18 protein-coding genes and 1 pseudogene are annotated in these 23,589 nt (G+C 55.9%); 11 read left to right on the top strand and 8 right to left on the bottom strand.

All coding sequences use genetic code 11. The annotated features are described in order from the left end of the window. Nucleotides 1-74: 74 nt before the first annotated feature. The 8 genes from PC358_RS08385 (at nt 75) to PC358_RS08350 (ending at nt 9,948) form a co-directional block, all read left to right on the top strand. Nucleotides 75-611, top strand: a complete 537-nt coding sequence (locus tag PC358_RS08385; RefSeq protein WP_033698812.1) for a 2,4'-dihydroxyacetophenone dioxygenase family protein — start codon at nt 75-77, stop codon at nt 609-611. Between the two features lie 81 nt (nt 612-692). Beyond that, complete coding sequence (locus PC358_RS08380) at nt 693-1,619, top strand: LysR family transcriptional regulator (protein WP_033698811.1); 927 nt, start codon at nt 693-695, stop codon at nt 1,617-1,619. Nucleotides 1,620-2,009: 390 nt separating this feature from the next. Further along, on the top strand, nt 2,010-3,398 hold the full coding sequence (locus PC358_RS08375; RefSeq protein WP_012313602.1) for an MFS transporter: 1,389 nt from the start codon (nt 2,010-2,012) through the stop codon (nt 3,396-3,398). 63 nt (nt 3,399-3,461) lie between these two features. Further along, nucleotides 3,462-4,682: an alpha/beta fold hydrolase gene (locus PC358_RS08370; protein ID WP_033698809.1), complete on the top strand. Its 1,221-nt coding sequence runs from the start codon at nt 3,462-3,464 to the stop codon at nt 4,680-4,682. A gap of 322 nt (nt 4,683-5,004) precedes the next feature. Next, nucleotides 5,005-5,967 (top strand): 3-hydroxyacyl-CoA dehydrogenase, encoded by a 963-nt coding sequence (locus tag PC358_RS08365; protein ID WP_012313604.1) that lies wholly within the window; start codon nt 5,005-5,007, stop codon nt 5,965-5,967. Nucleotides 5,968-6,017: 50 nt separating this feature from the next. Continuing rightward, nucleotides 6,018-6,944, top strand: a complete 927-nt coding sequence (gene kce / locus PC358_RS08360; RefSeq protein WP_007913166.1) for a 3,5-dioxohexanoate:acetyl-CoA acetone transferase — start codon at nt 6,018-6,020, stop codon at nt 6,942-6,944. Nucleotides 6,945-7,054: 110 nt separating this feature from the next. Beyond that, nucleotides 7,055-8,425: an MFS transporter gene (locus PC358_RS08355; RefSeq protein WP_033698805.1), complete on the top strand. Its 1,371-nt coding sequence runs from the start codon at nt 7,055-7,057 to the stop codon at nt 8,423-8,425. Next, complete coding sequence (locus PC358_RS08350; RefSeq protein WP_033698803.1) at nt 8,422-9,948, top strand: UxaA family hydrolase; 1,527 nt, start codon at nt 8,422-8,424, stop codon at nt 9,946-9,948. Before PC358_RS08355 ends, PC358_RS08350 begins: the two co-directional genes overlap by 4 nt. 64 nt (nt 9,949-10,012) lie before the next feature. Here the strand turns inward: PC358_RS08350 and PC358_RS08345 are convergent, their stop codons facing one another. Next, nucleotides 10,013-10,705 carry a GntR family transcriptional regulator gene (locus tag PC358_RS08345; protein ID WP_241380763.1) on the bottom strand — a complete coding sequence of 231 codons (693 nt, stop codon included), beginning with the start codon at nt 10,703-10,705 and terminating at the stop codon, nt 10,013-10,015. A gap of 763 nt (nt 10,706-11,468) precedes the next feature. On the opposite strand from PC358_RS08345, the gene PC358_RS08340 reads away from it, so the two are divergent. Further along, a complete protein-coding gene (locus PC358_RS08340; protein ID WP_033698801.1) occupies nt 11,469-12,011 on the top strand; it encodes a gamma carbonic anhydrase family protein in 543 nt (180 codons plus the stop codon). A 209-nt stretch (nt 12,012-12,220) separates the two neighbouring features. Here the strand turns inward: PC358_RS08340 and PC358_RS08335 are convergent, their stop codons facing one another. Then, nucleotides 12,221-13,009 (bottom strand): SDR family oxidoreductase, encoded by a 789-nt coding sequence (locus PC358_RS08335; protein ID WP_033698800.1) that lies wholly within the window; start codon nt 13,007-13,009, stop codon nt 12,221-12,223. A 211-nt stretch (nt 13,010-13,220) separates the two neighbouring features. Here PC358_RS08335 and PC358_RS28555 point away from each other — a divergent pair, with 211 nt between their 5' ends. After that, nucleotides 13,221-13,700 (top strand): hypothetical protein, encoded by a 480-nt coding sequence (locus tag PC358_RS28555; RefSeq protein ID WP_476748382.1) that lies wholly within the window; start codon nt 13,221-13,223, stop codon nt 13,698-13,700. 36 nt (nt 13,701-13,736) lie between these two features. After that, nucleotides 13,737-14,927: a hypothetical protein gene (locus PC358_RS08330; protein WP_050506079.1), complete on the top strand. Its 1,191-nt coding sequence runs from the start codon at nt 13,737-13,739 to the stop codon at nt 14,925-14,927. 451 nt (nt 14,928-15,378) lie between these two features. Here the strand turns inward: PC358_RS08330 and pdxR are convergent. From pdxR to glcD, 6 genes and pseudogenes are all read right to left on the bottom strand, one after another. Then, nucleotides 15,379-16,476, bottom strand: a pseudogene (gene pdxR / locus PC358_RS08325) (MocR-like pyridoxine biosynthesis transcription factor PdxR); the annotation flags it as partial. Nucleotides 16,477-16,547: 71 nt separating this feature from the next. Beyond that, entirely contained in the window at nt 16,548-16,886 is a 339-nt protein-coding gene (locus tag PC358_RS08320; protein WP_033698799.1) for a hypothetical protein, read from the bottom strand. A gap of 193 nt (nt 16,887-17,079) precedes the next feature. Then, the gene (locus PC358_RS08315; RefSeq protein WP_033698798.1) at nt 17,080-19,533 is read right to left on the bottom strand and encodes a hypothetical protein; all 2,454 of its coding nucleotides are present in this window, start codon (nt 19,531-19,533) and stop codon (nt 17,080-17,082) included. A 197-nt stretch (nt 19,534-19,730) separates the two neighbouring features. Next, nucleotides 19,731-20,966 (bottom strand): glycolate oxidase subunit GlcF, encoded by a 1,236-nt coding sequence (glcF, locus tag PC358_RS08310; protein ID WP_033698797.1) that lies wholly within the window; start codon nt 20,964-20,966, stop codon nt 19,731-19,733. Nucleotides 20,967-20,975: 9 nt separating this feature from the next. Next, the gene (gene glcE, locus PC358_RS08305) at nt 20,976-22,028 is read right to left on the bottom strand and encodes a glycolate oxidase subunit GlcE (RefSeq protein WP_033698795.1); all 1,053 of its coding nucleotides are present in this window, start codon (nt 22,026-22,028) and stop codon (nt 20,976-20,978) included. Next, nucleotides 22,028-23,527 carry a glycolate oxidase subunit GlcD gene (gene glcD, locus PC358_RS08300; protein WP_033698794.1) on the bottom strand — a complete coding sequence of 500 codons (1,500 nt, stop codon included), beginning with the start codon at nt 23,525-23,527 and terminating at the stop codon, nt 22,028-22,030. The genes glcE and glcD overlap by 1 nt, the downstream gene beginning before the upstream one ends. Between the last annotated feature and the right edge of the window lie 62 nt (nt 23,528-23,589).

Here is a 23,589-nt window from a genome sequence, read left to right as displayed (position 1 = left end):
GAGAGCATCACCTACTCTCACTCAGCGATTGAAATCCTGGCTCGCTCGCCAGTCACACGTTGAGAGAAAATATAATGAATACGCCCGTTAAACCTGATGAACTTGCCATTCCCTATGCTTTGCCGCAGGTGCCTTTCATGTCTCCAGACATGGTGCATCCAGGCGTTATGACCACTTGGCTCGAAGACGATAGTCTCTGGGTGCCTGTCACCAAGTCAGTATCTTTCAAACCACTGCTGCTGAGCGTTAGCGGTGGGTACTACATCAACTTGCTTCGAGTGCGGCAGAGCGGGGTTTTGTCACGTCACCGCCACTCAGGTGCAGTGCATGCGATCGTGTTGAAGGGGCGCTGGTACTACCTCGAACACGATTGGGTTGCTGATGAGGGCTCCTTTGCATTCGAGCCGCCAGGGGAGACCCACACTCTCTTCGTCCCTGAAGATGTCGAAGAAATGATTACTTGGTTCCACGTTCAGGGTGGCTACACTTACGTCGACCCGCAGGGTGTCGCGGTTGGCTATGAAGACGTTTTCACCAAGCTGGAAGCTGCCCGCAGCCATTACAAAAATTTGGGCTTGCCGGACGATTATATCGAGCAGTTCATTCGCTGATTCTGGTTCAAAAAAACGCGCTACGGCGCGTTTTTTGTGTAGATAAACAGGTAGATTCAGTCGCGTAAGGAGCGTACCGAAATGGATCAATACTCTCAAATGCTAGCCTTCATCTGGTCAACAGAGTGCGGAAGTTTTTCTGCTGCCGCCAGGGCGCATGAGATGACTCCGTCGGCCATCAGTAAATTGATAGCGCGGCTAGAGGATCGGCTTCGGGTTCGACTTTTCCAGAGGGGTTCCCGAGTCCTCACCCTTACGGAGGAGGGGGCTGCTTATCTGCGCAGTGCGAAAGCTGTGGTTGAGGCGATGAGTGAAGCTGACTCTCTGGCAGAAGGGCTTCCGTCAAGGGTCAGTGGCACGCTTCGGATCCACACGATGACCTCTTTTGCGAAGCAGCAGATCGTGCCTTGGTTGCCGGAATTCCTCGACACTTATCCCGGTCTTGATGTCGAGATTCAGTTAGGCGCTCAGTTCGTTGACCAGTTCGAGCAGGGATTGGATATAGCCATCCATAGCGGGATTCTTCCGAGCTCTTCCAGAATCGCAAAGAAGATAGGCGAATGTGAATGGTTGCTGTGTGCTTCACCTGACTATCTGGAAAAGTACGGAACACCGCAGCAGCCACAAGACCTGATGAATCATCGATGCTTTAACTTCAGTTTTGCCAGCCCTTGGAACAAATGGGCCTTTATCCAGGACGGTCTGGGTGTGACGACCCCTGTGAAGCCCCGAGGATCGTTTACCCAAGGCGAACTGCTTAGGGACATGGCCAAATCAGGCGCGGGTATAGTCCGCCTTGCAGATTTCCACATTGGAAAAGACATTCAGGACGGATCGCTGGTGCTCCTGCTTGACGAGTGCAAAGCGGAGATCTTGGAGCCTATTTACCTGCTTTATTCAGACCGTAAGCATCTGAGTCCTCGCATCCGGGTGTTCATCGAGTTTTTTCAGGAAAAATGGATTGCTCATCCATGGAAAATCGTGAGACGACTACCCGGAGCGGTTTGATAGCCACTACGGCTCGGCGCTTACTTTCACTCTACCTCCGCGCAAGCGTGCAACTTTGGCTCCTGCACAAGGGAGCCAATACTCCACCGCTCTGATAATTTCCCTCTTGCTCTGTGCTCAACAGAGCTCTCAAAAATTTGAGACCTGTTCCACAGTAATTACTTAGCCAAATGCTTCGCTGGCACCTCTCCGATTTTGTGCCACTGACCTGTTCCTGGTGGTCACAGCAGGTGTGCTTTGCCAGCTATATTCAGCCCTGAAATTGAGCCATAACCTCTGTCCATGGTGAGCAGTACGACAAGTGCTGGATCATCTCGGATGTTGAGGCGTATGTGTGCAAAACACCGATCCTCAGCCGGAGAATAAAAATAAATACCCGGAGATATCCCCATGGGATTTGCTCAAGACAAAATCGAAGCATTACCTGCGGTCAATCGTGTGCCAAAAGGAGCAGGTGCAGCCTCGTGGGGCGCGATGGCCCTTTTGTGGCTCGTGTATGCCATGGATGCCAACTCCCGCCAGATGTTCTTCATGGTATTGCCCTCCATCACCAGCGAGTTCAAGACAAGCGCTGAGCTGACAGGGCTGCTTGCCGCTTTCATCACGATCGCGACCTCTTTGATAGCCGTGCCTTGCATGATTTGGGCTGATAAAGGCGGTCAGGGATGGATGCGAAAATACCGCCACCTGCCAATCGTGATTGCTTACACGCTATTCACCTTTCTGACCGGCCTCAATTTCTTGACCGGCTCCCTTGGAGTGCTGGTCGCGCTGCAAGTGATCTCTCACGCATTTGGCGGTGCTGGCGAAGCCATCGAAGTCACCTCCTTGTCTGAGTGGTGGTCGAAGGAGCGCCGTGGTTTCGCCCTAGGACTTCATCACACCGGATACCCTTGGGGCACATTGATCGGTGGCTTGGCGATCAGTGCTCTACTCCACGCTTACGGCCCGGAAAATTGGCGTTTGGCATTCCTGCTGTTCCCTGTGCCGATGATCATCATCTTTTCGGTCTACTGGTGGTTCAGTACGAAGAAGCGTTACGAATCCTTTGTTGAACACGCTCAAGCCGTGGGTGAGACCCCTCCATCAATGGAAGCTGTAAAGGGTGTGGTGGAGGTGCCCAAAGGCGCGTTCAAGTCTGCAATGAAAAATCCGAACATCTCAGCTATCGCTCTAATCTCGATGTTCGCAATCGTTGGCTACTTCGGCATCAGCTTCTGGTTACCCCAGTACCTGGCATTTGTTGCCCATTACAACTTCGCAGAGGCGGCTGCTTACTCGGTGCTCTTCACGATCACCGGTGGTATCGGCCAGATCGTTTGGGGATGGATCTCAGACCGTGCAGGCCGAAAACTTTGCCTAGTGCTTGTTTTCGCGTGGCTTGCGGTGGGCATGTACCTCTTCAAATACTCATCCGTCAGCCTGACTTGGCTTATCGCGATTCAGTTGTTTGCTGGGTTCGCAATGAACGCGCCCTACACGTTGGTCTATGCCATTGCGTTTGACTCTGCGAAGCAAGGCACGACTGGCCTGGCGGGCTCAATCGTCAACGTCGGTATTTACGCCGGTGGTTTTGGGCCATTCGTGATCGGGATGTTCATCGGCGCAGGTGGTGGCTTTGAGCAGTCTGCGGGCTACAACTACGCGCTCTACTTTATTTCCGGCCTCATGGTACTGGCAGCCATCATTACCATTTTCTTCACCCGTGAAACTACCGGCTGGTTTCTTAAGTACGACAAAGCGCTGGTATCGAAGTCCTCTTGCAATATGGGTTTGTAACGAACCGATCGTACCTGCATTTACAAGAAAATCCCTTGGGGATAGCTAAGCTAGGAGAAAGTCATGACCCTTATTAATGATGCCAAATGGTTGGGCCAGTTCGCCGACGAGTTAAACGGTGATGCTGATTGGACTGCCGCTGCTCGCTATTTTGATGGGCGCATTCAATTCAAGCACAGCACAGGTTTCTCAACGCTTGCGGTTCTCGCCGGTAAAGTCGTTGCGGTTTACCCGGAAGGAAGCCCGTTGGGCGCTGACATCATCGTGTCTGGTGCTGATGATGAGTGGCAGCGCGTTCTTGACGGAAAGATCGACTGGTTTGAAGCGTTGTCCCCTGGATTGGGAAAACTTGAACTTGAGGGCAACGTGGTCGCTGCATGGCAGTACGTAGATGTGATGGCTCGCGCGTTCGACGCAATGAAGCGTGTAGGGAAAACCGATACAAACCCTCCGCTCTCCTATTCTCCCGGGCCGAAGCCGTCGGGCAAAGAGACGGTAGGACGGTACATCACCGTGGATGGGATTCGCGTTTACTACGAAGAAGCAGGGGAGGGACGTCCACTCGTTTGCTTCCACGCGGCATCACAAGATTCTCTAATGTACAGGCACGTACTGGACGGTCTGTCAGATGAGTTCCGCGTCATTGCAATTGACGCTCCCGGGCACAGCAAATCAGAGCTACCCGAATCAGGCCCATTTCACAGCCTCACTCGCCATGCGGAGTTCAATGAGCACCTTATGGAGGCCTTGGGACTTGAGAAACCCGCCATCATGGGATGCTCGATGGGCGGCAATCTGGTGCTGGAATTGGGGGCACGTCGACCCGATGCGTACAGTGCAATCATCTCAGCCGAAGGGGCAGATTTCACCCCAACGGTTTCGGAGTTCTTCCTCGATATGTTGCTCATGAATGGGCCAGAGATCATCGGTGCCTGGTCTCGTTCGATGACGGGCAATCGCACTCCACCAGATCGTGCGAAGGAGGTGGTGTGGCAGATTTCGCGCACCACGCCGCAGGTGATGAAAGGTGACCTGACAGGTTATGCGAACTTTGATCAGCGGCAACAGGTTGGAAAGATCAAAGCGCCTGTTCTACTTCTGCGCGGTGACGCGGATTGGTTGGTGTACCAAGAGAAGGTTGAGGAAACAGCATCTCGCATTCCCGGCAGTAAGATCGCCGTGCTTGCAGGTACTGGCCACTATCCAATGACTGAAAACCCGCTGGAGTTCTGTGACACGGTACGCGCGTTCCTTCGTGAAGCGGGTCACGGCCACGCCGACTGAACGATGTGATTGAGGAGCCCGCTCGGCAAGCGGGCTTTTCTGCATTTATTGAACGCGAAGATTCGATCCCGAAAAGCCTATTCAATTACCGCACAACAAACCTGAAGCGCGTCGAGCCTCTGGGGCTCATGCCGTCTGAAGGTGCTCTCTCGACCTTCAAATTGCCTGCATAGCCGATCGTCTGACAATCGGAAATATTTGCTTGTGATCTGTGATCACAGTGGTTAGCATCTGTCTCAGAGCGAGCATCTGTGCGTCAGCTTTGATCACCAACCGCTCAAACGATTACTCCTAAACATAAATACAAAATTTGGAGAACATCATGCGAACTACAGCTTCATCTGCGACCGAGCGTGGCCCCATTGCAATCGTTGGCGCGGGCTTGATTGGGCGAGCTTGGGCGATTGTTTTTGCTCGGGCAGGACATCCGGTGCGTTTGCACGACATGGATCTGCAGACAATGCAGAACAGCCATGCCTACATCGAAGCGAGACTTAATGAGCTCGCAGAATTCGATCTTCTTAATGACGCCCCTCTCACCGTACTGGCACGCATTACTTGCGTTCCCGACTTGGCTGATGCGCTACGTGACGTGGTGCTTGTACAGGAAAACGTTCGGGAAACGGTAGAGGCGAAAATCGACATCTTCAGTCGAATGGATGCGTTGGCGCCCAAGGACGCGATTCTTGCCAGTTCAACTTCATGGTTACCGGCCTCCGAGTTCACTAAAGATCTACCAGGTCGGGGGCGCTGCGTAGTTGCACACCCTACCAACCCGCCTTACTTAGTTCCTCTTGTAGAGCTATGCCCTGCGCCGTGGACAGAATCTGAGGTGATGGTTCGAGCGCATGAGATCTACACCGCAGCTGGGCAGAGCCCTGTCGTTCTATCCCGAGAGATCCATGGCTTCTTGTTGAACCGAGTTCAAGCCGCAGTCCTCAACGAATGCTTCAAATTGCATGAGGAAGGCTTTGCTAGCTCGGAGGACATTGATCGGGTGCTCAAGGATGGACTCGCCCTCCGCTGGTCATTTATGGGCCCCTTCGAAACCATCGATCTCAACGCCCCTGCCGGCGTATCTGACTATGCCAAACGCTACGGTCAGCAAAATCGCGAAACGATCAATTCCGAAAATGCTTTTGACTGGTCGGAATCAGCAGTCGCTCGAGTACATGACGAGCGCCGCCAAAAACTTGAACTCGAAGGAATTGCCTTGCGATCCGCTTGGCGTGACCGCCGCCTTATGGCTCTCGCTGCGCACAAGCGTCAAGCACCAAATTCCTGACGACATCACTCCATCCTGAACACCAAAATAAAAGTAACCAGGAGATCACCATGGCTCGTAAAGTCATCATCACTTGCGCGGTCACCGGCGCAATACATACGCCTTCTATGTCCCGTTACCTGCCGGTAACACCAGGTCAAATTGCCGAAGCGGCGATTGGTGCTGCTGAGGCTGGTGCCTCAATTGTTCACCTACACGCTCGTAATCCAATTGATGGCAGCCCCTCTCAGGATCCGGAACTATTTAAGCAGTTTCTACCCGCTATCAAAGAGGCTAGCGATGTGGTGATCAACCTGACTACAGGTGGCGCACCGACAATGTCGCTTGAAGATCGACTTCGTCCAGCACATCAGTTCAAACCGGAAGTGGCCTCACTGAACATGGGCACGATGAACATGGGTCTTTACCCAATGCTCAATCGGTTTAAGGAGTTCAAACACGCTTGGGAGGAACCATACCTCGCCGGCAGCCATGACCGCATTTTCAAAAATACATTTACCGACATAGCCCACATCCTCGAGTCATGCAGTGAGAACGGTACCCGTTTTGAAATCGAATGCTATGACATTGGGCATCTCTACACCGCTGCACATTTCATTGATCGTGGCCTCATCAAACCCCCGTTTTTGATCCAATCGGTTTTCGGCATTTTGGGCGGTATCGGCGGGCACCCTGAGGACGTCCTGCATATGCGGCGCACAGCTGATCGTCTTTTCGGAGATGACTATCAGTGGTCGGTTCTTCCAGCAGGAAAGCAGCAGATGAGCATTGGTGCTCAATCAGCCACGCTTGGAGGACACGTGCGTGTGGGTCTTGAAGACTCGCTTTGGGACGGGCCGGGCCAATTGGCAAAAAGCAACGCCGATCAAGTCTCGCGTATGCGCAAAATTCTCGAAGGGCTTTCACTTGAAGTGGCGACACCTGCTGACGCGAGGGAAATCCTGAAGCTCAAAGGTGGCGATAACGTCAATTTCTAAACGCGGGTATTCATCCCCGTAAAGCCTATCTAGAGGATATTTTGATAACTAAAGGTCGCGGCACAACACTCGCGCCTTAGCAATTTATCCTCATGAGGAGAACATGAATCATGTTAGCTACGACCCATACAAAAACACAAAAGGGACAGTCGCTGAACGCTTTAATGTTTCGCAAATTGATGCCGATGTTAATTGTTGCTTACATTATAAGCTTTCTAGACAGAACTAACATTTCACTTGCCAAAACACACATGGCAGTAGACTTGGGTATTTCCGCTGCCGCCTACGGTTTCGGTGCAGGGCTCTTCTTCCTTACCTATGCACTCATGGAGGTACCTAGTAACCTGATCATGCATCGGGTAGGTGCCCGACTCTGGATCACCAGGATCATGATCACCTGGGGGTTGTTGTCTGCCGGTATGGCCTTCATTACCGATGAGACTACGTTTTACATTGCCCGCGCACTACTGGGCGCAGCTGAAGCCGGATTGTTCCCAGGTGTAATGCTCTATTTAACCTATTGGTTTGGTCGTGAGCAAAGGGCACGTGCAAGTGGCTATTTTCTAATCGGGGTCTGTCTCGCGAACATCATCAGCGGGCCGGTTGGCGGGCTGCTGTTAGAGATGGATGGAATCTGGGGTTGGCACGGCTGGCAGTGGCTGTTCTTCTTGGAGGGAATTCCAGCTGTTCTATTCTCCGTCGTGATTTGGCGAAAGCTTCCGGACGGCCCATCTACGGCAACTTGGCTATCAAAGGAACAAGCCACTGAAGTAGAGCAAGTTCTGAAAAAAGAACATGATGAAGAAATCGCCTCCGGCAATGTTGGTCATTCTTTTAAGGGTGTTCTTAAAATCCCTCAAATTTGGCTTGCTATTGCGGTGTACTTCCTCCACCAAGTTAGTGTTTATTCAGTAATTTTCTTCTTGCCCGGCATCATCGGCACGTATGGAGGCTTGTCATCGCTACAGATAGGATTGTTAAACTCAATCCCATGGATAGCAGCAGCACTCGGCGCAGCGTTTCTTCCAAAGTATGCAACTACTCCGAAAATCTCACGCAAAATAATGTTCGGTGGTCTGCTCCTGATGTCGGCTGGATTGACCCTCGCGGCCTATACCACTCCACTGATAGCACTAATAGGATTTACCCTTACGGCATCGATGTTTTTCGTTGTTCAGCCTGTGATATTTCTCTTCGCCAGCTCAAGGCTGGCGGGAGTAGGTATGGCGGCGGGTCTGGCGTTAGTGAATACCTTTGGTATTACTGGTGGCTTCTTCGGCCCTTCACTTCTTGGCTTCGTTGAGCAAACTACTGGGAGTACGAAGAATGGACTCATCATTGTAGCGGCTCTTTTAACGCTCGCCGCATTCCTGAGTTTGAAACTACGTCAGGCACAAGAAACGATTACTACAAAAACGCGGGACAACATTGTATTGTCCCAGGTTGCGCCGTGTATTACTGATAATGCGAGGACAAAATGAAGAGTACATCCCTGGTACTTAAACTACATCCCGACGACAACGTTGCAATCGCACGTGCTTCGATACCTCAAGGAACCGTGGTTACGGAGTTCGGTAATATCGTGGTGTTCGCCGATGTCCCCGCAGCGCACAAGATTGCCCTTGCACACGTAAACCCAGGTGATCCTGTTCTGCGTTACGGCCAGATTATTGGCTTTGCTACTAAATCCATTGAGCCAGGCGATTATGTGCATACGCACAATCTGGAGATGGCGACGTTCGACCGAGACTACGCGTTCGGCGAGGATGCCAAAGTCGCGTCGCCTGCAGCCTCTCCTGTGACATTCCAAGGTTTCGTCCGCGCTGACGGGCGAGTAGCAACTCGAAACTACATTGGGGTAGTAAGCACGGTGAACTGCTCCTCCACTGTTACCAAAATGGTGGTTGAACACTTCTCGCGAAACGGTGTGCTGGATGCTTACCCAAACGTGGACGGTGTGGTGCCGATCACCCACAGCTTCGGTTGCTGCATAGAGCACAATGGCGAGGGGGTGAACCAACTGCGGCGCACGCTAGGCGGGTTCATCAAGCACGCCAACTTCGCTGGCGTGGTTGTCATCGGCCTTGGCTGTGAAGCCAACCAGATGGGCGCGCTGTTCATGGCCCAGGGCATCGATACCGGCAAGCTTATCGCTCCTGTGGTCATCCAAGACGTTGGCGGAACCCGCAAGGCAGCGGATGCCGCCATTGCCGCTGTGGAATTGATGCTGCCGGTTGCCAACGAGTGCCGACGCGAGCCGGTCTCGGCGCGGCACCTGACCGTTGCGCTCCAGTGCGGCGGTTCAGACGGATATTCGGGCATCACGGCCAACCCCGCCCTCGGTGTGGCTGTCGATATGCTCGTAGCGCAAGGTGGAACGGCCATCCTTAGCGAAACGCCGGAGATCTACGGTGCTGAACACCTGCTAACTCGTCGCGCTGCAACCCGTGAGGTCGGCCAGGGTATCGTCGACCTTATCAAATGGTGGGAAAGCTACGCAGACCGCGAAAAAGGCAGTATCGATAACAACCCCACGCCTGGTAACAAGGCCGGCGGCCTGACGACCATTCTTGAAAAGTCTCTAGGCGCAGTTGCCAAAAGTGGTTCGTCAGCACTCATGGGCGTTTATCGTTATGCCGAGCCCATTACAGTCCGAGGCTTGGTGTTCATGGATGCGCCTGGCTATGATCCTATGGGTGCCACTGGCCAAATCGCCAGCGGCGCAAATCTCGTTGCGTTCACCACCGGACGCGGCTCGTGCTTTGGCGCCAAACCTGCTCCTTCGATCAAGCTTGCGACTAATACCAAAATGTACACTCGCATGAAGGATGATATGGACATCAACTGCGGGGATGTCATGGATGGCGGTGCCACCCTTGAATCGAAGGGTAAAGAGATTTTCGACATGCTCATACGCGTGGCTTCTGGGGAAAAATCTAAAAGCGAGGCGTTGGGCGTCGGCAATGAAGAAACAGTGCCTTGGATGATCGGCGCTCAGATGTAATAAGCGAGCAAAAAAAGAGTCGCCCTGATACCAGGGCGACTCTTTTTAAAACATGTTGGTGGATTTAATCAGCTTCTACAGGTTTGTGCGCATCGGCAACGATCAGCGCCCCTGTATTCAGGATAAACTCGGCAGCACTTTTGATGTCATCTTGCAGCGATTCACGGGCGGCAACGGAGTCCCCCTTCTTTAAAGCATCAACCATCGCTGCGTGATGACTGGCTTGCACTCGCTGAACCACACGCTCAGTGCCAGATCGTAGGTCATAGTTGATGATAGGCCCTATTCTCAGCCACAAGGACTCAACTATCTGGAGCAGGATGGGCATGTCCGCCTGGTTATAAATTGCGAAATGCAATTCTTTATTCAGTGTAATCAGCCGTGACTCATCGGGAGCGCCTTTTGCAAACTCCGCGCAAAATGCCTCGTGTATCTTTTCTATCTCAGCCAGCGTCTGCGAATCAACAAGCTCGGCAGCACGAGCGGCAGCTTGCCCCTCCAGATTCAACCGGATACTGGTGATTTCCCGGAATTGGCTGACTGTCAGTACAGGAACGCGAATATATCGATTAGCCGCCATTTCAAGCGCTTGCTCAGCGACCAACCTGTGAACAGCCTCTCGCACAGGCATGACGCTAACACCTAGAGCGTCCGCGAGAGATCTGAGGGAGAGCTTTTCCCCAGGCATAACGCGTCCACTTATCAGCAGATCACGCAGCTGGGCATAAACGTCCGCACTGAGGGTCTGGCGGATCATGGGCGTTACGAGTGTGGATATGTTCATGGAGTGAGTATAAGCAGATTCAACCCTTGGGCATAGAACAATAAGGCATCTGTGATCACAGCAGTGATGGCGCTATAAAATCGTAAGGCGCTGTCCCGTTTTTCGACAGGAAGCTGCGTCTTGCTCGAGTTCGTCGTTATCCGGGTGGATAAATGCCGGAGCTAGCTCATCGGCCTTCTTACCGTCGAAACCATTCTTGTTTATCACTCAATACTGTGATCACATATCACTGTGTGCAGGGTAGGCTCAGAGTCAAGTCGATAGCATCGGCATAAATAAAAATCGGACTGGAGGACGGTCATGAGCGCACTTCAGCTGTGGGTTCGCTTGGACAGGCTCTATCGTGGATAGCCTTCTCGCCACACTGCTGCGCAATTTTCTCCAAAGAATGCGCTCGCTCGACACATCTCTACGTTGCACAGCGCACTTGCACACGTGCTATCGAGGAGAACTATCCCAGTGGTCACCAGATTGGGTGGAGCATGAGGCACTGCCCACGCAGAAATGCAGTACGCCGTTTATGGGTAGTCGGAGTCGCAGTGTGGGCCTCTGTCGCAGGCATTCTCAGTCGCGACCAACACTACCTGCGCAGGGACCAGCCTAGCTTTTTCTCATCAACCTAAGACCGCCCATTCGTTTGGGCATGCGCTTAGGAGTTGTTTTTTCAGTAGCTTGCAACACCATTGCAAACAAGCGTCACCGCGCCGACCTAAATCACAAAAAATGGGAGTGATCTATGAAATATCGATTGAGCGACGTCAGCGTTCAAGCGCATCCGCAGAGTTGGATAGCACCGACGGCTGCAGTCATTGGCCAAGTGCATCTGGCAGAAGGATCCAGCGTCTGGTTCGGCGCAGTGATTCGTGGGGACAACGAACTGATACACATCGGTGCAGGCTCCAATATCCAGGATGGAGCAGTTCTTCATACCGACCCTGGTTTTCCGTTGACGCTGGGGAAGGATGTCACTGTCGGCCACCAGGCCATGCTCCATGGATGCCAAGTCGGAGATGGTAGTTTGATCGGGATCCAAGCGGTGGTCTTGAATGGGGCAATCATAGGTGCGAACTGCCTCATTGGCGCCAAGGCGCTTGTCACCGAGAAAATGGTCATCCCGGATGGGTCATTGGTGCTGGGCTCGCCTGCCAAGGTGGTTCGCACACTTAGCGAGGAACAGCAAGCTGGACTGCGGGCCAACGCACAGGGATACGTTGCTAATTCAAGTCGTTTTCTAGCAGAGCTTTCAGTAGATGCCGGCGATTCGAGGTCGACAGAATAAATTGGCCTATGAGGAATTAATAAATTCCTCTGGGCATCGGGAAAGGAAACAGACGTTATCGGTGTCACACTGCTCAATGGGGTGTGATCCGGTGTAAGTGTTCTGATGTGGTATGAAAGCAATTTGCCATTCAAACATGCACATGCTTAATAAACGGCTCGACAACTAGGCTAGGGGCGAGCCGTTGTAAATCTATTGCGAAAGCTTGATCACAGGTACTCGACATTACCGTCGATGCTGATCGCTTGACCTGTCACATTGTGCGCGGCAGGAGAGCATAGAAATAAGGCCATTGCTGCCACATCCTCCGGTGGAGTCATGCGGCGTAATGATATTTTGTTCAACGTTTGTTCGAGCATTTCAGGCTCGGAGATTCCTAACTGCCTGGCGCGATCACTGATGACGCGATCCTGTCGAGGGCCTTCGACAATGCCTGGTAGTAGTGCATTGACTCGAATGTCCCTTTCACCCAACTCTGCAGCCAGAGACTTCATCAGCCCTACAATTGCCCATTTGGTCGCCGCGTAAGGAGTCCGCCAAGCATAACCTAGGCGCCCTGCGACGGATGAGATGTGAATGATGTGTGCGTGTTCTGACTTCGTCAGCAGGGGGACAGCATGATGCGCGAAGCGATACTGTGCATTGAGGTTGATGTCTATTGTCTGTTCCCACTCGGCATCGCTAATTTTGTCGATTCCCCCGGTCGGCCCTGCGATGCCTGCGTTGTTGATCAGTATATCGAGTCCACCCACCCACTCCTGTTGTATTTCGAAGACGCGCTTCACGTGAGCAGAGTCGGAGACATCAGCCAGCGTGGCCAAAGCGTCAGGATAGCACTCACGAAATTTTGCGATCGCCTGCTCGCTTACATCACATACATGGACTCTTGCCCCAATTTCGAGATATGCAGCCGCGATCGATTCTCCAATGCCTGCTGCCCCACCGGAAATCAAGACCCTCAATCCGGTATAGGGTGTTAGCCGCTTCATCACGTTCATAGCAATTCGTCCTGTCTTGTTTTTGTTAATGAGTTTTCTTGGCTACGACGTGCGTAGACAAGAAATACTCATTAAGTGATATGTGATCACAGTTTTTTTGTCAAGGCAGGTTTGCCGCAGATTTTCAGGTGATAACCGGAGAGGGTGCAGACTCCTATTACGGTTCAGCATTGCTACCTACGGCCCGATTGCCTGGTACCGGCTCAGTGATATGTCCGGTGTTGGTCGCGCTGCGGCGGCGCGGCGCGCTCCATCTGTTCGCAGTGATCTAGGGCCTGACCGTAGTGTGGGCACTGTGGGAGGTAGGGCTGAACTGGTGGGGGCTGATACCTCGTCTGGTCGCTATGACTGTCATCATGGTGTTGATTCTGCTCCTGTCTCCGGCCTTGCGCCGTGCCCCGCTCAGTTACGCGTAATGAGGTATTTCATGTCTTGCACCTACACATGCAGCGGCGGCCTTGCCGTCGCGATTTCCACTGCATTGCTAGCATCCTTCGCTCAAGCGGAGCAGCCCCAATCAATAGCGCAAGTTGGCCAAAACTGGCCGTTCTATGGGGGCGACCATAATGCCCAGCGCTTCAGTCCTCTCAAGCAGATTACTCCGCAAAACGTCGGAAGGTTGGCCCGTTTGGTGGCACGACGGCAGCCCGGACTACAATCGCTGTCGGGTAGACCTTTCGCCATACGCTGATTGGTACAACGCTTTGGATGCCACAAAGGACGAGTAATGTACGTCGAAAAGACCTTCACACCTCAGCAGCTATTTGAAATGGTGTGGGAGCGACCCGTTCAGATCATCGCGAAGGAAATAGGTATCTCGGATGTGGGCTTATCGAAGGCCTACCGCAAAGCGGGGATCACGTTGCCTACCCGGGGTCACTGGGCCAAGCCAGCCCCGAAACGCCCGCGTCGTCCAAAGCCTCCAACCTCTACCACGCCAATCACGTTTCACGTTCTAAATGTCGAGAAGGCTGTCAGGCTGAAGCCAGAGAATGTGATCAAAAACCCTAAGATGTTGATCGTGCCAACGGAGTTATCTGACCCCCATCCGTCGGTAAAAAAATGCCTAAGTGCAGCGAGGAAGGCCAAAGAGCTCAACAATGCACTGGTATTCGACAAAACAAAGGTATTGAACTCGCACATATCCCGGACTGAGGTGGATCGCTGCGCGCTTCTCTACGACAGCTTGATCAAAGCCAGTGAGTCGTCGGGGTACACCTGCGGTATTGGTAGTAACGTTAGCTTCGTGCGAGTCGACGGGGAAGAGCTACTGATCACGATCCAGGAGCGCATAAAACGCTTCGATATTCCACCGCCCCCTCCCAAACCATTCAAGCCAGGGCAGCGATGGGAGCCTGACTTTGCCGCGATGAGAGCCGCTCGTTTTGGGCGGGAGCCCATTGGCGTATTTTCCCTTATCGTCGACGCGCGATCCGAAGTACTGATTCAAAAAACTTGGACGGACAGCAAAACAGGGACGCTCGAATCGAAGCTTGGTCAGATCCTTACAGGCTTTGTTCGTATTGCCGCTTCCGTGAAAGCCCAACGATCATCCGATGAGGCTAGTCGCCGTCGACGGGCAGAGGAGGAGCGAGTGCGCACAGAGAGAATTGACCAGCAGCGTCGGTTGGAGAAGCTGCGTCAAAATCTGATGAGAAATCTGGAAAGCTGGGAGCGCGCTCAAGGGCTGCGAGCATTCATCCAGGCGGCAGTCGAAGCTTCGCCTCCGGGCGAAGCAACTCAAATGGCATTGGCAATGTGGGTTAGCTGGGCTACACAACAAGTCGAGCTGCTTGATCCATTAAAAGTAGACCAAATTCTTGCTCGTGAAATCATGTTGTTACGGCATGTTGCAAAACTTGAAAAAGAAATCGATCGGCTTGAGGGGCTACGAATTGTTAAATTTCCAAAAAAATAACCGAAGTTGGGAATTTGCCAAGAGCGCTTAGAGAGGGTAATGGTGATCTAACGAATGGTTATGGTGCATGCCGCACCTGACCTTTATTAAATCAAAATTTCGGTAGCAACAAAAAACTATATGCTCGTCGATTGCATATCAGGTCGCCTTATTCAGAAACTACTCTGCAATTTGAAGTTTCCGCCCAAAGCCCCGCGACTTTAGTACTCATACGTTACTCCAGTAGGGCTGCCTTATACAGTCAGAAGTCTCACAGTTCGTGATGCCCGCACCCAGTGTTTAATTTCTCTCGGTTGATGAATCACTTGAGCTAACCAAGTTGGTGGCATTTGAGTCATGCCATGGTCAGGTTTTGGCGAGCTATTTGATGCTCAGCCACTTTAAGATATCTATCTTCTGGCTGTACACATGCAGCTCTAGAGTACAAGGTTTTCGCTGTTAACTATAGAGTATCGCTGAAGAAGCGGGCCAGGGCCCATTGCAGCAGGGTCGGGCTGTGCCAGTCGCTGAGGTGCTTGGCCACGCAGGCGGCCTGCAGCACGGCGGGTGGCAGCACCGCATAGCCCAGGCGCAACTCCTGCAACAGGGTCTTGGAGAAGGTCCCGACGTAGGCGACCAGGCCATGTTGGTCAAGGCGCTGCAGGGCGTCGGCGGCCGGCCCTTGGTAGCGGAATTCGCAGTCGTAGTCGTCCTCGATGATCAATGCGCCAAGCTCGGCGGCGCGTGCCAACAAGGCCCGCCTGCGCGGTTCGCTCATCGGCATACCCAATGGGAACTGGTGCGAAGGGGTCACGTAGATCAGCCGTGTGCCATCGGCGATCTGTTCGACGCACATCCCTTCATCATCCACCGCTACTGACTGCAGGCGTGCGCCCAAGGCCAGAAACAGTTGCCGTGCGGGCGGGTAACCGGGGTCTTCCATGGCCACCGGGCAACCGGGTTCGATCAGCACCCGGGCGATCAGGTCGAGCGCCTGTTGCGCACCATTGCACACCAGCACGTCCGCGGCGCTGCAGTGCACGCCGCGGGCGTAGGCGATGTGGTGGGCGATGGCTTCGCGCAGTTCGGGCAGGCCCTGGGCAGTGAACTGCCGCTCTGGATGGCGCTGGCTGCGGCGCAGGGCGTAGTTGAGGCAGCTGCGCCACTGGTCGAAGGGGAACTGCGCCTTGCTCGAGGTGCCGCCGACGAAGTCATAGCGCGACGGTGCTTGCAATTGCCGCCTGCCCAGCACGGTAGCGCGTTGTTGCCAGCGTTCGAGGGATGCGGCACCCGCCAGTGGAATAGCGGCCACTTCGTTGGTGCGCACAGGCAGTTGCGGGGTAATGAAGGAGCCACGGCCGACCACGCCACTGAGCAGATTGTCGTAGGTCAGCCGCGAGTAGGCCTCGGCAACGGTCTTGCGTGACACGCCCAGTTGTTCGGCGAGCAGACGGGTGGGTGGCAGTTGGGTGCCAGCGGCCAGGTGGCCGCTGTCGATGCCCGCGCGCAGTTGCTGGTAGAGCTGGTCGGCCAGGCCTTTGCGGCCTTCCAGGCGGATGTGCAGTTCCATGAAACGGTCCGGAGCAGGGGAATGCTGAGGATAGCGGATCGCAATTCATCGCACAGTGCGAATGTGGCGCTTTACAAGCGTGCCGCGCTCACGGTGATGTAGCCCATGTCGGACAGTGCTATGCGTATTACCGTCTCATCGGTTGGCGCCTTGTACTTCTGCTTGATACGCACCCCGTCAACCGCAACAGCCTGCATTCTGTGGGTAATGGCACGCCCACTGGCGTCGAAGAAGACCTCGCTGGCCAGCAGCTCGATGCGTTCGATCAACTCACGGGTGCGCTCGTCGGTGGCGCAGAAAAACAGCACCCCCGACAGGTGCGGGTCATCGTCCGGGTTGCTTATTTCGTGGGCGATCAATTCACGCAGGGCGCTGCGTAGTTCGGCGGTGGTGCGGGTCTGTGGGTGCATGCGCAGCCTCCTCTGGATCGAGAATGCTGATCATGTTTTTACTGGCGGAAAGCCACAAGTAAGCCGATTCCGAATAGCTTGTAAGAAAGGTCCGAGTTGGCCAATGGGCAGGCTCCATCTGTGCGCTGTAGCCTGCCTTTTGGTGCACCTAGATCCAGGCCTGGATCAGTTGCAGATCGCGCTAAGGGCTTGGTCACTTGTCCTTGCCGCTATCCCCGGCGTGGCGCAATGCAATGAACTTACGCAGCGCGATAAAGGGCAGAGGCAGCACGATGTAGGCATACGTCAATCGGCTGGAGTTCTCGACTGCAGCGATGATTGCATAATCGTTTGATGACTCAGAGGGTATGTAGATGTTCTGGTTCAGTTGTCCGCTCCCCTTGACCAGGTACCAGAAGGCATTTTCCGGTAGGATCTCTTCAGCGCCTTCAAATGCGTCCACCCACATTGACAGTTTTACACCCTCGGGATGTGCTTCCACCTCGAACCATGCATTGGGATTGCTCCAGGGGACCAACAGGTCAATGGTCCGTGCGTTCCCGGAAACATTTCGTGCCACAACCTGATCCAGATGTAGCGCTTGCTTCACATCCCCCTTTCCACCAGAAGGGTCACGGTCCGGGCTGACGTAGATGCAGACATCCTGGCCCTCCGGGATGTCCAGATCAGAATCTAAACCTTCAGGGTCAGGACGACGCAGGGTACCCTTGCCACCGGGCGCCATTTCCCAATCCAGTTCCTGTCCATTACCGTCTCCGCCTACCAGCACATAACGTGCGCCGCCGAACTGCGCCACCTGCAGGTGGGGGTAAACAGAGATATCGCTGACCGTAATGCTGACCAGCGCCTGGCTGAACTTGTCGCCATCGCGAGCCGTGATCAGGATGCGGCGCGAGGTTTCGCCTTCAAAGCTACTTGCAGGGGGCGCGATGTAGAGCCCATCGTCCTCACCGATTGCGCCTTTGTCACCCGTTTCACCCGGCAAGTTGTCGACAGACCATTTGACTTGCGCGTCGCTGGGCGTGATCGAGAAGGGCTGAACGCCGCCCGCTGCGATGACCGGTTCCAACGGTGAGATTGCGAAATGCAAGCGGTCAGGTGCCAAGGTGCCCAGCAAGGTCAGGTCACAGGGGGTATACACGCTGCGCGGTTCGGCAGCTTGTTGGCTGCGGAACAGCAAGTGGTTGAGGTACATGGCATTGATTGTCACTTCGGCACCTGTGATGACAGCTACAAACCGGTTGAATGTTTCGAGCATTGCACTGTGCCAAGCTGCGGCTATACCGCGGTGGAACTGATTGAGTACATCAAATTCACCGGTTGCACGTTCTATGGCCATGGTGAAGTGGTCTTCAAGTTCGCCCACTTGTTCTAATCTGAGTTTCCCTTTGTCCGGGCCTTCTGTGAGGATGACAAACGCGTACTTGACGCTAAAGTGGGTGTCTACAGTGGCCGGGTAAGTTTTTGAGACGTCACCATTTCTATCTTCGACATAGAATTTCACGTGGCGGACTGTATTGGAGCTTTGCCACATGAGATGGATGGCGTCATCGATAACCTTGAATTCAATGGCACCGCCAATGTCAATCGACGCAGGTAGGACCTCATATCTGTACAGTGAGTAAGCGCGCGGCCCCCTGTACCACACAAACTCCGTTGGGAGGTTATAACAAAAGGTTTCCGGCATGATTTCACCGGTCCTGGCGGCGACCCCTGTTATCTTACCGGTCGGGGTCGTAGGGTAATTGAGGACAATAGCCCGGCAGGCCTCCAGGCGCTGCAGTGCCTGGCCCAAGGAGATCGCTATCCACTGCTGATTGGACAGCAGGATGTTCATTGAATAGGGTTCTTCGTTTGGGCCTACCAGCGGCAGCAAGTAGGGCATGTCCTTGTCATTGATCGGGAACATGCCATTGCTCATGCCCTTTAGCGCGACGCCAATCAATACGGCGCCTTCTTCCTGATCGTCTTCCTGGCTGACGGATGCGCTGCCCGCACGCGCTGCGGAGTGGGTTCTAACCGCGAATGAGTGGGGCTGCAGGTCATCGTCGCCCGCCACGATACGGCTGAGTTCAAAAACCTTTCGCGAATCATCCCAACTGCGAAATTCTTGTTCCAGTGCCAACCCCAGTTTTCTATTGCGGTCTTCCGAACTGGAAAGATGGAAGGTGTAGCTTTCACCCCTGGACAAGTCGAGGAGCACGCGTCCCTCGTCGGTGATAGTGCCTCCATTGCTTTCTTCAAGGCGGATGTCCATGTGCAGCGAGGGGGCGTTCAGCGGGTCCATCAGCGCGATACTGGTAATATCCATTAGTCGGGTGCCGATGGGCTTGACCAGGGTGACGTATTTACCGCCGACAACTTTCATGCTCAAACGCGCACGTGAGCTGGCGATGTTGGAATTGGTGAACGAAAGGCGAGGTCTGTCGAGGATGAAGTCTTGCATGTCGGACCAGGCGTTCTGATCGGTTTCTTCGGAGTCGTTGAACGGCGGAAAGTACTGATTTTTATCGAAGCGCTCTATGTACTCCTGTGCCAGCAACGCGTTTGTCTTGGCACGGTCATAAATCAGAAGTGCACCCCACCCCATCGTGCGAGTCTCAGTGCCAAGGTAATTGAGGTACTGTGTAAGAGTAAGCTTTGCCATGGTGAGGTGCTCCTGCTTAGGGAAAATGTGCGGCTGCCCATTAGTAAGGGGGTGGCATTTCCCAGGCAACTGGCAAATTTACCAGGTCTACAGGTGGGACGAGATGGGGTTACGGCATGTGCGTCATGGCGATTTTCGAGCAGAGGCCGCCGTCGTCGAACATGTGGGCGACGTGTGCCTGGCCGATCACGGGCTTGCTATGCCTGGTTGTACTCCGGGCTCAAGGCTGCATCGACGACTTCGATCCAGTGCCTTACTGGTGTGCGCCCGGCCCCGTCGAGGTGGGTTTGGCAGCCAATGTTGGCGGTGACGATGATAGACGGCATGCCGCTTTCCAAGGCGTCGAGGCGGTTGTCGCGCAATTGCCGTGACAGCTCAGGTTGGGTCAGCGAGTAGGTCCCGGCCGAGCCGCAGCACAAATGACCGTCCGGCACCGCGGTGAGGGTGAAGCCCAGCCGTGTCAGCAGGCTTTCCACTGCTCCGCTGAGCTTGAGGGCGTGTTGCAGGGTGCAGGGGCAATGGAAGGCCACGCGTTGTTCGGCGCACAGGCCAAGTTGCTCGACCGGCTCTTCACGCAGCACTTCCACCAGGTCACGGGACAGGGCGCTGACCCGTGCAGCCTTGGCGGCGTACTGCGTGTCCTTCTCCAGCAGGTGGGCATAATCGCGCACAAACGCGCCGCAGCCGCTTGCCGTCTGCACGATGGCTTCGGCACCTGCCTCGATGGCCGGCCACCAAGCGTCGATATTGCGCCGGGCGCGCTGCAAACCCTGGGCCTGGGCGTTGAGGTGGTAATCCACCGCGCCACAGCAACCGGCCTCGCGGATCGGTTCGACGCTGATGCCGAGGCGGTCCAGCAGGCGTGCGGCGGCGGCGTTGGTATTGGGCGACAGTGCAGGCTGCACGCACCCTTCGAGCAACAGCACCCGGCGCGCATGGCGCGGCGCCGGTCTTTGTCCGGGTGCGGCGACTTGGGCCGGCAACTTGCTTTTAAGTATCGCCGGCAACAGCGGGCGCAGCGCCTGGCCGGTGAAGCTCAGGGCCTTGAACAGTGCGGGGCGCGGCACCACGGCCCGTAGGGCCTGGCGCAGCAGGCGCTGGCCAAGCGGGCGCGGTACTTGTTGTTCGACCACGGCGCGGCCAATGTCCAGCAAGTCGTGGTACTTCACGCCGGAAGGGCAGGTGGTTTCGCAGTTACGGCAGCTCAGGCAGCGGTCCAGGTGCAGTTGCGTGCTGGTGGTGACCGGCGCGCCTTCGAGCACCTGCTTGATCAGGTAGATGCGCCCGCGTGGCCCGTCCAGTTCGTCGCCGAGCAACTGGTAGGTGGGGCAGGTGGCCGTACAGAACCCACAGTGCACACAGCTGCGCAGAATGCTTTCGGCCTCTTCGGCGCGGGCCAGGCGTTTGGCGGCTTCGCTCAGATTGGTTTGCATGGCAGGGCCTCATAAGTCCGGGTACAGGCGGCCAGGGTTGAAAATGCCCTGGGGGTCGAGCTGTTGCTTGAGTGCCCGGTGGTAGCGCAATAGGGCCGCAGGCAGTGGTGCGCTGCTGTCCTCACCCGGCGCGTAGCCGGTGACATGGCCGCCGACCTGGGCGACGGCGGCACGAAGCGACTGGGCCGATGCGCTCGACTTCAGCCAGCGCTGCGCACCGCCCCAGTCGATGAGCTGGCGCCCAGGCAAGTTCAGCGCCCCGCTGGCGATGGGCACTGACAACCGCCACAACGGCGCCGGGTCGTCGAAAAAGGCCAGGCGTTGTTCGCGCAGGTCGTGCCAGAACCCGCTGTCGAGCTCGTCGCCCCCCAGGCGTTGGCGTGCCGACTGCACCGAGCCTTCACCGCCTTCCAGGCGCAGGTAAAGTGCCTCGCCGTCATGGCAGGCGGCGCTGATCGGCAGCGGCTGCTGGCCCCATTCGGCCAGTGCCGCGAGCGCCTGCTGGCGGCCCATCGGCAGGCACAGGCTCAGGCATTGGCGCGGCTGCGGCAATACCTTCAGCGACACCTCGGTGAGCAGGCCAAGGCACCCGAAACTGCCGGCCATCAGCCGCGAAACGTCGTACCCCGCAACATTCTTCATCACCTCGCCCCCAAAGCGCAGCAGCTTGCCGTGGCCGGTGATGACACGAGTGCCGAGCACGTAATCGCGCACCGCCCCGGCCCATGGCCGCCGTGGCCCGGACAAGCCCGCAGCGACTGCGCCGCCGAGGGTGGCTTCGACGCCCAGGTGTGGGGGTTCGCAGGGCAGCATCTGGCCGGCTTCGTGCAGCGCCGCCTCGATCTCCAGCAGCGGCGTGCCAGCGCGTGCGGTAATCACCAGCTCGGTCGGGTCATAGCTGACGATGCCGCGATGGTTGCGGGTATCGACGAGCTCCCCGGTCACCGGGCGGCCCAGCATGGCCTTGCTGTTGCCGCCCTGGATACGCAGCGCAGTGCCCAGCCTCAGTGCCTGGTTGACCTGGTCCAGCAGGGCCTGGCTCATGTCGCGGTCCTTGCTCATCAGAAGCGCTCCAGCTCGGGGAAGGGCAGCTGCCCGTGGTGCACGTGCAGCGCGCCGAACTCGGCGCAGCGGTGCAGGGTAGGGATGTTCTTGCCCGGGTTGAGCAAACCCTGCGGATCGAAAGCGGCCTTGACCGCGTGGAACAGGGTGATTTCGTCGCGGTTGAACTGCGTGCACATCTGGTTGATCTTCTCTCGCCCGACGCCGTGCTCGCCGGTGATGCTGCCGCCCACGGCCACGCACAGTTCGAGGATCTTGCCGCCGATGGCCTCGGCGCGTTCCAGTTCGCCTGGGCGGTTGGCATCGAACAGGATCAACGGGTGCATGTTGCCGTCGCCGGCATGAAACACGTTGGCCACACGCAGGCCGTACTGCTCGGAGAGTTCGCTGATGCCCTTGAGCACCCGGGGCAGCTCGCGGCGGGGGATGGTGCCGTCCATGCAGTAGTAGTCCGGCGAGATGCGCCCCACCGCCGGGAACGCGTTCTTGCGCCCGGCCCAGAAGCGCGCGCGTTCAGCCTCGTCGCAGGCCAGCCGCACCTCGCGGGCGCCTGCCTGGGTCAGCACCGCTGCGACCCGCTGGCAGTCGTCATGCACGTCTGCCTCGACACCATCAAGCTCGCACAGCAGGATCGCCGCCGCGTCCACCGGGTAGCCGGCGTGGATGAAGTCCTCGGCGGCGCGAATCGCCAGGTTGTCCATCATCTCCAGCCCGCCAGGGATGATCCCGGCTGCGATGATCTCGGCCACGGCCCTGCCTGCATCCTCCACGCAGTCGAAACTGGCCAGCAGCACCCGCGCCACCTGGGGTTTGGGCAGCAGCTTGACGGTCACCTCGGTGATGATGCCGAGCATGCCTTCGGAGCCGGTGAACAGGGCCAGCAGGTCGAAACCGGGGCTGTCGAGGGCGTCGCTGCCGAGCGTCAGGCGTTCGCCCTCGACCGTGAGCATCTCCACTTTGAGCAGGTTGTGCACGGTCAAACCGTACTTCAGACAATGCACGCCGCCGGCATTTTCCGCCACATTGCCGCCTATGGTGCAGGCAATCTGTGATGAGGGATCGGGGGCGTAGTACAGGCCATGGGGCGCCGCAGCCTGGGAGATGGCCAGGTTGCGTACCCCGGGCTGAACACGGGCGAAGCGGCCCTGGGCGTTGATTTCGAGAATGCGATTGAAGCGCGCCATCACCAGCAGAATGCCTTTGGCAAGTGGCAAGGCGCCGCCAGAGAGACCGGTGCCGGCACCGCGCGCCACCACCGGCACACCGCGCTGGTGGCACAGTTGCAGCAAGGTCTGCACTTGCTCCAGACGCTCGGGCAGCACCACCAGCAGCGGCACTGTGCGGTAGGCCGAGAGGCCGTCGCATTCATAGGGTTTGAGGTCTTCCGCGCGGTGCAGAATCGCCAGGTCCGGCAACGCTTGATGCAGGGCCTGCAGCAGGGCGGGCAGGTCCACGGCAGGCAGCGCCCCATCGACCCGCTCGTCGTAGAGGATGTTCATCGGCTCACTCGGCGGCAATTGTTATTGTTGCTGGAAGCCTATCACCCCTTCAGCCGGCTGCG

The sequence above is a fragment of the Pseudomonas capeferrum genome (assembly GCF_000731675.1).
In the GTDB taxonomy this organism is placed as follows: domain Bacteria; phylum Pseudomonadota; class Gammaproteobacteria; order Pseudomonadales; family Pseudomonadaceae; genus Aquipseudomonas; species Aquipseudomonas capeferrum.
Note: the sequence above shows the minus strand (reverse complement) of the source record. Positions and strands in the feature narration are given on the sequence as shown.